We start from the raw sequence: 1801 nt of genomic DNA, 5'->3' as shown, positions 1-1801 counted from the left end.
GTGCACAAGGAGCCCAAGCCCTGATCGTGGGCGGGCAGGCCGCAGCCGTGCAATCGCAGCTGAGCTACTCGCGTGACATGGAGCGCGAAGCCGATCGCGTGGGCTACGGCATTTTGGTTGATGCCGGCTACGACCCCCGGGGTTTTGTGGGCATGTTCGGCAAGCTGCAACAAGCGGCGGGTCTGAACGACAACGGGGCCTTTCCCTACCTGCGCAGCCACCCCTTGACCACCGAACGCATCGCCGACATGCAGGCCCGCCAACAACTCTTGGTCACCGCGCCCTTGCTGCAAGCCGACTTGGGCCAAGCCATGTTGTCAGCGCGTGCGCGGGTCTTGTCCCAAAGTACGCCGGATGCGCTCAAGGCCTGGGCGCAAGAGGCAGAACAACCGTCCGCCCTGGACACGCCAGCACAACGGGCGGGCAAGTTGTATGCCGCAACGATGGCCTATTTGCAGCAAAGAAACATGCCTGCCGCCGACCGAACACTGCTCCAACTGCAGCAATGGGTGCAGGCATCGGTGCCCACGGCCAATGCCTCACGCCCTGCCGGCGATTTGTCGGCCCAGCGTTGGCTGCGGCTGCTCTCGGCCGAAGTGGCCATGAAACAAGAAAGGTTTGAGGTGGCGCTCCAGCTGTTGCTGCCTGCAGCCCAGGCGCAAGCGCTGCAGCGCCCCGAACTCATTGCTGCCGCGCAAGCGGTGCTGCGCATGCCCAAGCACCCTTTGCAATCCGAGTTGACCCAGCAGTTGCGCCAGCGGGTGTTTTTGGCCCCACACGATGCGCAAGCCTGGAACACCCTGGCTGCGCTGTTGGCCGCGCAAGGGCAGGCGCTGGGCGCCTTGCGCGCTGAAGCCGAGGCACAAATCGCCCGGCTGGACTGGCAAGGCGCGATTGACCGGTTCCGGGCTGCCCAAGACGTGGCCAAGCAAGGCCGCTTGCAAGCCGCAGACCACATCGAAGCCTCAATCGTAGATGTCCGATTGCGTTACGCCCAAGACAGGTGGCGGGCTTTGCAGCTGCAATCCCCTGCGAAGCCCTGACCTGCTTTGCGCGCGTGCATCGCTCTGTACCGCATGGCGCTATGATCGCCGTCCCTGTACAAAACACACCATGGCCGGAATCCACATCACCGACATCGAAGCCGCCATCAACCACTGGCGCACCAAAAACCCTTCACCCGACGGAGTGTCACTGCCGCATGAGCTGCGTGCATTGGCCGAGGTGTATGGGCTGATGGTGTATCACAAACAAGATTTGGCCGACGAGTTCAGCCTGCCTTTGGCGGCGGCCGAAGCCTGGCAAGACTGGTACGCCACCACGCCCGATACGCCCTGCATCGCCATTTGCTCGACCAGCCAGGGCGACGAAACCTGCAAAGGCTGTGGCCGAAGCTTCGAAGAAGTGCAGTTGTGGACCGAAATGAGTCCGGGTGAAAAACGCAGCATCTGGCACCGCATCACCATGGATGGCACGTCCTGGCGCTTCAACCGCTACGCCGAACGCGCTGCCGAGAGCCGGCACTGGGCCAAAGCTGCCGCTGAGGCGCAGGTGCCGCTGGACCTCAAGCCCTGAGAGGGCTCAGACCACCGCGCCCGAGTTCTCGTCGTTCGGGTCGCCGTCTTTTTTGACTGGCTTGACCATGTCTTCGCGGCTGATGCCCAGCCACATGGCCACCGCTGCGCCCACAAACACCGACGAGTAAATGCCAAAGCAAATGCCAATCGTCAGCGCCAAAGCGAAGTAATACAGCGTCTCTCCTCCAAACAGCAGCATGGACAAAACCATGATCTGGGTGGAG

The 1801-nt window shown here is 62.5% G+C and carries 2 protein-coding genes and 1 pseudogene; 2 read left to right on the top strand and 1 reads right to left on the bottom strand.

The window, feature by feature from the left end:
* Both Q0341_RS04410 and Q0341_RS04405 read left to right on the top strand, forming a co-directional pair.
* On the top strand, positions 1–1043 hold a 1043-nt coding region (locus Q0341_RS04410), incomplete at its 5' end, for a M48 family metalloprotease (protein ID WP_299510846.1).
* Positions 1044–1113: 70 nt separating this feature from the next.
* Positions 1114–1575 (top strand): DUF3717 domain-containing protein, encoded by a 462-nt coding sequence (locus Q0341_RS04405; protein ID WP_299510845.1) that lies wholly within the window; start codon positions 1114–1116, stop codon positions 1573–1575.
* 6 nt (positions 1576–1581) lie between these two features.
* On the opposite strand, the pseudogene Q0341_RS04400 reads toward Q0341_RS04405, so the two are convergent.
* Positions 1582–1801, bottom strand: a pseudogene (locus Q0341_RS04400) (protein translocase subunit SecF); the annotation flags it as partial.

Origin of the sequence: uncultured Limnohabitans sp., from assembly GCF_937889215.1 — a bacterium.
Lineage (GTDB): Bacteria > Pseudomonadota > Gammaproteobacteria > Burkholderiales > Burkholderiaceae_C > Limnohabitans_A.
The sequence above is the reverse complement of the archived record's forward strand: the minus strand, read 5'-3'. Positions and strand labels throughout refer to the sequence as shown.

What these genes read in the sequence shown, in the direction of transcription:
- Q0341_RS04405 (WP_299510845.1), top strand. Translation starts at nt 1,114, where the DNA reads ATGGCCGGAATCCACATCACCGACATCGAAGCCGCCATCAACCACTGG.